Origin of the sequence: Rhodopirellula sp. JB055, from assembly GCF_043100905.1 — a bacterium.
Classification (GTDB): domain Bacteria; phylum Planctomycetota; class Planctomycetia; order Pirellulales; family Pirellulaceae; genus Rhodopirellula.
Genome location: NZ_JBICHO010000330.1, coordinates 1 through 7689 on the forward strand (window position 1 = coordinate 1; position 7689 = coordinate 7689).

5 protein-coding genes are annotated in these 7689 nt (G+C 53.7%); all 5 read left to right on the forward strand.

Translation table 11 applies throughout. The features are described from left to right. Window positions 1–959 precede the first annotated feature (959 nt). The 5 genes from ACF8AM_RS13040 to ACF8AM_RS13060 all read left to right on the forward strand — a co-directional run bounded on the left by ACF8AM_RS13040 (window position 960) and on the right by ACF8AM_RS13060 (window position 7667). Window positions 960–1985, forward strand: a complete 1026-nt coding sequence (locus ACF8AM_RS13040) for a hypothetical protein (protein ID WP_392556048.1) — start codon at window positions 960–962, stop codon at window positions 1983–1985. Window positions 1986–2655: 670 nt separating this feature from the next. Continuing rightward, a complete protein-coding gene (locus ACF8AM_RS13045; RefSeq protein ID WP_392556049.1) occupies window positions 2656–3831 on the forward strand; it encodes a hypothetical protein in 1176 nt (391 codons plus the stop codon). Window positions 3832–3962: 131 nt separating this feature from the next. Beyond that, entirely contained in the window at window positions 3963–4937 is a 975-nt protein-coding gene (locus ACF8AM_RS13050) for a DUF1573 domain-containing protein (RefSeq protein WP_392556050.1), read from the forward strand. 514 nt (window positions 4938–5451) lie between these two features. Beyond that, the gene (locus tag ACF8AM_RS13055) at window positions 5452–6729 is read left to right on the forward strand and encodes an ArnT family glycosyltransferase (protein ID WP_392556051.1); all 1278 of its coding nucleotides are present in this window, start codon (window positions 5452–5454) and stop codon (window positions 6727–6729) included. 29 nt (window positions 6730–6758) lie between these two features. Further along, the gene (locus tag ACF8AM_RS13060; RefSeq protein WP_392556052.1) at window positions 6759–7667 is read left to right on the forward strand and encodes a DUF1559 domain-containing protein; all 909 of its coding nucleotides are present in this window, start codon (window positions 6759–6761) and stop codon (window positions 7665–7667) included. The last annotated feature ends 22 nt before the right edge of the window (window positions 7668–7689 follow it).

Genomic DNA, 7689 nt, shown 5'->3' on the forward strand with positions numbered 1-7689 from the left:
ACGGCCTGTCCGAATTCTTGGCGAATCCGGATGCGTTGCTTGAGAGGCCCGGAGGGCCGACAGAATGACTGTCGGGGCCGCGAGGCCCCGGTGCAGGAATTGGACAATGCAGCAAGCCCTGAAGGGGCGACAGAGTTGAGCATTCTCTGTCACCCCTTTCGGGGATTCAATTGTGGGGGTGGCAGAGCTGTTCCGGGGCCTGACGCCTCCGGCAATGACTGCGCCGGCCCATTCGGTCCTGTGTCACCCGTGATCACCGGTCGCGAGAAAAGTGAAGCTGCCGGGTTGTATCTTGCCCCCCCGCCCATAGGTTGTAGGGGGCGTTCTCTTCCCCACGAGGCGAAAATGGGATTCGACATACCCGCAGCGAGTTTTGCTTTTCTGGCCGTTGTAGCGAATGCACCTTTTCGCAAAAGGAATGGTCCATCGGCATGTCCACTCAATCACGCAACAAAAGAAAAGGATCTTCATGCGGTTCGATCGGTCACGTGGCGCGTGAGAGCGAGCCTGATCGTTCTGGCCACGATCCAATTAGAAGGGGGAATCCAACCATGCGCACGCAATATTTCATTCCTCGCCACGCCCAATTTCTGGACAGCATGATGTCGTTGGTTTCAAGCATCAGACGTTGTAGGCCAGGTTCCACCTGGCAAGGTTGCTGGCCGAAGCTTTGCGAACTCGAGAACGCGGGCCAAACCGCCTCGCTTTGTTCCAAAGCATCGGCTTGGTTGCCAGGTGAAACCTGGCCTACGTGGCTCAGCCTCCAGACGGCACACGAGACCTGCTCTGGAAAGTTGGATTTCAATTCGCCCCCGACGAGACCGGCATCGCTGGCGCGACCCGAAAGTCACAAAACCTTTCCGTGCATCAGAAGCCTGCAAGCGAGCCTGGTGTTACTCGCGTTTCTTTGGCTTTCACCATCTAGCTCGCTGGCGCAGTCGTCCAATGCCGAAGACCAGTTGCCAAGTGCCGACGAACTGCGTCGCACGCGGATGGTGCCTCGCACTTACTTCTATGGCAAAGAGTTTCGATACACGATTAAAACGGAAATTGACATCGGAGAAGGCGGCGCGAACTTTTACTCGGAACATTTCGATACCGCCGCCAATGGTGTCCGAACGCTCGCCATTGGCAAACCGAGTCCGCTACGTTCTTACGTTCCGGTTCGCCTGATGCATTTCCAGGAGAACGCCGGAGAACCGCACATTGATGATGATCCGTTGCTCACTTATTTCGAGGGGACAAACGGACGCATCACTCATGTTTTCGACCGAAAACTCCTCCATGACTTCGAAGGTAGAACGAGAGTGACTTCGTTTGGCAACGAGTCGGTTGGACATGGGTTGCCAGCCTTTCAGCTTGATCCATTTGCCGGGCTTCTAGTGAATGATCGAAGTGCCATCATCGGGATTGAACCACCTGATGACATTGAGTTCGTTGCGATGGGGGACAAACTTCGAACCGAATGGTTCGAACACAAGGCGGATCCAAAAGCAATTCGAATGTCATCCACCGATCCAGAGGATCCATCTTACTCGGTATTCACGTCGCATCCAGAGTACCTTCCTCTGGAGTTGATTTCATGGTCGCCAGACCATCCACGGCATATTGACATCTCCGAACTGATGACATTTGAGGGTTTTCGATACCCTCGTAAGGCGACTTATCAATATGTGGTGAAGGATGGGACGTGTGAGTTCTCGTGCTCAATCGAGTTGCTTGACATCCGAAATATCGACGTCGACAACTTTGAGTGGATTCCTCCCTGGCCGGCCGGTACGGAGTGGATTCGCAAGAAAGACAGGAAACGCTTTCACGTTCCCTGTTCCGATTCGCAACTGGCCAAGATTCAGCAGCACGGTTTGGCCAATGCCCGTGCGGATGCGCCTTCGCCGGAGTCACCCAAGTTCTTCTATCTCAATGCCGGGTTGGTCGTCCTGATTCTTGGGTTGGTCGCCTATCGATTCTGGCCACGATCCAATTAGAAGGGGGGACTCCTAAGGAGCTGGCATCCGATGGCTTTACGAGGCGTGAACGACACGCGCGGAAATCTGCTTGGGACCCTCAAAATTCTTGCAGCAGGGTTGACTGTGCACCCCCCCCTTGTAGCATCGTAGTGAGTTGACGTTTCCCTTTATCATCCTGCAAAGGAAAGTAAGATGACGAAGACAAAGTTTCTGCTCACTGCGATCGTTGTTTTTGCACTCGTTACACCCTCGGTGTTGCACAGCGCCATTTCAACGTCTAGTGCATCGGGTATTCAGCTCGAATTCTTAGAAAAAATTGGAGGGTGGAACGACCTACGATGTTTCGAGGACACCGAGGGTGCATGTCCAACTCAAAACCAAAACCTCACCCAAGGGAATCCATGCACCCAAATTGGTGCGGAAAAGGTCAAATGCATTTTTAACACACTATGGAATGAAAAGTGCTACGCGGCGGTCGAGCAATACTGTGAGTGGCACATGCCCGATATTTGCCCCGGGAGTGTTTATGAATGTACGGCGGATCCCTTTAGCGCCACGGGGGCAAGTTGGCAACTTCACCATGCAGGTGGATGTGGTGCTCGCTCCGATTGCAGCTAATAGCTCGTTGCATTGATTTTAATACCGAACGGGATCTTCGTCAGAGCTACACTTTCACGTTGGAAAGATTATGGTCGTCAGCGCAGTTTCTAGTGCCGATAGTCCAGCAGTCGGTTTGGGGAACATACGCTTCCGTATGAGCCTCATATTGTTGATGTCCTTGTGTTTCGACTCCACTAGCATGCTGGCTCAATCGCCCAACGCCGAAAAACAGTTGTTGAGTGCAGACGAACTGCGGCGTGCACAGATGATCCCTCGCACCTACTTCTACGGAAAGCAATTTCGGTACACGATCGAAACCGAGAGCCGCACCGAGCACGGCGGCGCGAATTTCTTCTCGGGGCACTTGGACATCGCTGCCAATGGCGTGCGGACGCTCGCCATTGGCAAGCCAAGTCCGGTTCGCTCCTACATTCCGGTTCGTTTGATGCACTTTCAGAAGAACCAAGGCGAACCTCACATCGATGACGATCCGTTACTGACCTATTTTGAGGGCACCGACGGACGGGCCAGCCACAGTTTTCTTCGGAAGTTGCTATTCGACTTTGAAGGCAGGAAAGCAGTGACTTCTTTTGGCAATGCTTCCGTTGGCCATCTCTTACCTGCTTTTCATCAAGACCCACTCGTCAGCCTTCTTGTTAACGATGTTGCTTTGATCAATGGAACTGAACGAACGAATGACGTAGAGTTCGTTCCAATGGGCGACAAGCTTCAAACCGAATGGTTCGAACACGAGGCCGATACAAAAGCAATTCGAATGTCAGCAACCGACCCAGGGGATCAATCCTACGTCGTGTTCACTTCGCAACCGGAACTCCTGCTCCTTGAGAGACGGGAAAGCTATCCCGATGGTCCACTGCAGGTCGACATCTCAGAGTTGATGACGTTCGATGGTTTTCGATACCCCAAGAAGGCAACGTACCGGGCTGTCACTCCCGATGGAAAATCGGGTTACATCTGCTCGATCGAAATGCTCGACATTAGTGAGATCGACGTTGACAGCTTTGAGTGGATTCCGCCCTGGCCGGCTGGTACTGAGTGGGCGCGTATCAAAGATGGGAGACGCTTTCATGTCCCCTATTCGGATATGCAACTGGCAATGATTCAGCAGCATGCCTTGGCCAATGCTCGCGCCAATTCGCCACAGTCGAAAACGTCGTGGTTTCTCTTTCTTAACCTAGGATTAATGAGTCTTATCATTGGTATGACCGTTTACCGTTTTTGGCCACGTTCGGAGACGACGTAATGACCATGACAGGAGCACGTACTACACTTTCTTTCTTCTGCTTGTGGATGGCTTGCACAACTGCGTGGGCCTCGAGCAAGAATGCAAATGACGAGAGACTTCAAGGTGTTACTTCGAAAACAGAAGGCGAAATGCTTCGCGACGATGCTCCTCTCGAAAATGGGTTCTGCGGCCTGGAAACCGCTCAGCGATGTGCGGAAAAATTGGGGGCGGAGTGGCGGATGACTGGAGCGACTCGTCAGTTGGAGGCATTGCCGTTTGTTTCCTTGGCGCAAGTCAAGGCCAGCCTGGACTCCTTGGGCTTGAAAACTCGGGTGCTTGCGTTGACGCCAGGTAACCGAGAATTTGTCCGTCGGAAACTAGGCGAAGGTGCGATTGCAATTGCGTGGCTGCAGCCTGCGAACCGGGGGCCGAATAAAGAATTGGATGTGGGGCATTTTGCAGTGCTGGAGCAGCTTGAGCCAGCGGGAGACGTGACATTTCTCGACGCTACGTCAGCTCAGATCTACAAGCGAAGTCCTGAGGCTGATACTGAGAACCCGCTGCTTTTGGCGGGGACTGCCCCACTTCATGACAGCGTTCTTGAAATTGCAATTCGCTTTATCGGGGAATTGTTGACGTCGCCATGGCTCGTCGGGGCGTTTGGGATGGCATTGGTGCTGCAGTTCGTTCAGGCGAGGCGATTGAGATCTCATTGGAAAGCAATTCTGCTCAGTTGCTTGCCGCTGTTGTTTTTGATGGCGTTTGTGTTGTCGCGGACAACGAGCGTCAGCACTGCGGCTTCCCAATCCAACGTCCCACCAACAGCCAAGCCAGGTAGCTCCATTGTATTTGAACGCGCGCGATATGACTTGGGCGAACTGATGAAGGGAAGCGATCAGCCGCGCAGCCTGACACTCCATAACAAATCAGACTCACCCGTCCAACTCAGTGAAATCCGAACTTCTTGCTCTTGCGTTGCGGGAACCCCACATCCAAGCCTGATTCCACCGAAGAGTAATGTCCGACGGAGAGGGTTTGTCTTTCAGCAAATTCCTTTGGAAATCACATTGGAGACGGAAACGGTGACGGCAGCCTTGAAGGTAGGAGCGGACTTTGTGGAATAGGACGCGGCTTTGTTGGATGTCGTGGTCTGCCACGATAACGTTCGTAAGCGACAACCAGGCGAAGATCCTGCTGGCTTTGATAGCAGTCCAGTCAACGTTATTGGGGTGGCACGCCTGCCGGTCTTCCCCAGTCAGTGACGAATATGGGCATTTCTATGCGGGAGTTCAGTACTGGTTTCACGGGGATTTGCACTCGTTCAACGTCAATCCACCTTTGGTTCGGGCTCTCGGAACTCTGCCAGCCTTCTTGTGTTGGGGAGAACTGGAGCATTTTGAGCCGTCCTTTGACATGACCGACAACTTGAAGTCAGGCGCATTGAGCGGCGCATCTGTCCGGAGTGAGTTTCCCTATGGACGTGAGCTGTATGCGTCTTCTCCCAGACAATTTCAGCAACACCTCATTTGGGGACGACTTCTTGTCGGTCTGTTCACGGTTGCTGCAACGGTGGCGCTGTTCGTTTGGGGCCGGTCCCTTTACGGGGTGAGATCACATGAGTCGAGCCGTAGCAATCCAATGCCATACGGACCCGCCATCGGACTGGTTGCGGCAGGTTTCTGGGGGTTCCAACCCCAGGTCTTGGCTCATGGCTCGCTGATCACCAATGACATTGCGGTGGCGTCAGCGATGCTGGTGAGTAGTTTGTGCTTCTGTCGTTGGATCAGATCGCTCCGGTGGCAAGATGCAGCGTTGGGCGGTGTGACTTTTGGTCTGGCTTTATCTTGTAAATTCACTGCATTGTTGTTGTGCCCGATCTATCTCGCATTTGTGATTTGGAGCTTCTGGAGTGCTCGGCAACCGCGCATCATAGGTCAGGCGTCTTTCGCCGTGGTGCTCGCTCTGCTAACCATCGCTTTGCCCTATGGTTTTGATGGAATCGGAAAGCCGCTTGGAGAATTGAAGTTCTCTGAAGATGCCTTGTACGGCCAATCCAATGGTGAAATCGCACCCCGATTTTCGAATACATGGTTCGAACGAATTCCATGTCCTGTTCCGGAGCAGTATCTCAACGGTATGGATCGCCAACAAAGTGACTTTCGTGAAGGAATCACTAGCTACGCGGCAGGGATGAACACGACACACGGATGGTGGTGGTTTTACTTGTATTCCATGTTGGTAAAATTGCCAACGGGAACTCTGGTTGCGATCACCGCCAGTCTTCTCTACCTGGTCGGCCGGACGCTCGATCGTCAACATCGGTGGTTCGTTTCGTTGGATCAGGTTGTGATCGCCTGCATCGCTTTCGCAATGATTGAGATCACCGCCTACAAAAGTGGGTTCGCACAGCAGCACCGATACATTCTGCCATTGTATCCCTTCCTGTTTCTGTTGATGGTGGCACCGCTGGCACGTTGTCATGATTCAAACACAGGTCGCAGCGTCAACGCTGGGATCCTGCTGGGACTCATGGCGACAAGCGTTGCATCCATTTGCATCGCACCACACTGGCTTGGCGCCTTCAATGTGGTTTCGGGTGGGACCGACAGGGGACACTTGCATCTGTTCAATGACGCCACCGATTGGGGCCAGGACAATGATTTGGTCGCTCATTGGGTCGCGACCCATCCACAGCATCGCCCACTGAAGTTGATATCCAGCACAGGGCTCGGCATGGGGATTCGAGAAGCCTATCCAGAATTTGCAGCGTTGGCCCGGTACAATGACGATGATCAATCGTGGCTGATCGTCAGTCAATCAGATCTTTCTCGCAATCCAAGTCTTCTGAACTCGCTCCCAGCGGAGCCCATTGAATCCATCGGCGCAAGCCACCTTCTTTTCCGAATCGACCACTGATCTGTTCCGCCAATCCGATAGGACTCGCCATGAACCAATCTCATTTTGAACCGGGACGCATCACGAACGTTCGCTGCGGTTTTACCTTGATCGAATTGTTGATCGTGTTGGCGATCATAGGGTTGTTGGTGTCGTTGTTCACCGGAGCGGTTCAAAACGCACGCGAGTCAGCCCGGCGGACTCAGTGCATGAATCAACAGCGGCAACTTGCGCTCGGCATTCAAATGCACGCTGCCAAGCATGAGTACCTTCCCAGCAATGGCGGTGATGATGGCAAGTGCACCGTCACCTCTGCATCGGGCAAACCGATTCGGATTGGCACCTATACCTTTGCGGTTGACCATCAATTCTGGTGGGGAGTCGGCCGACCGGGAGCCTCACCGATACAACAAACGGGGTGCTGGGCCTATGCGATTCTGCCATCGCTGGAACAAGGGGAAGCGTACCAGAACGTTCAGGTCGAATCCGCTGGGCCGCTCTTCCGCTGCCCCAGTCGCTCGCGAGGAGAACCACTGGTCCCGCGAGATGATTCGTATGGCAGATATTCCGCGGGTGGTCGGGCGTGGGCCAAGACCGATTACGCTGGCAACCGTCGGGTGATGTTGAACTTCCCAAACGCTCAGCGGCTCAGTGCGATTGCGGACGGATTGAGCAACACGTTGGGGACGGGGGAGAAAGCGTTTGACCCGTTCGTGCAGACGGAATCGAGTTGGTATTACGACGAACCGATCTTCAGTGGTGGTAGCAACGGAACCGTTCGAAGTGGTTTGTTGATCGAACGAGATGGTCCCGGCGCCCGTTACATGGACAACTGGGGATCAGCTCATCCAGGCGGCGCCCTGTTTTCTCGGTTGGATGGTTCGACGGAGTTCCTCACGTCGAGCGTCGATGGCGAGTTGTTCCGCAGTCTGATCGATCCCAAAGACGGTGCCCCCTGAATCGAGATTAGTTGATCTTGCG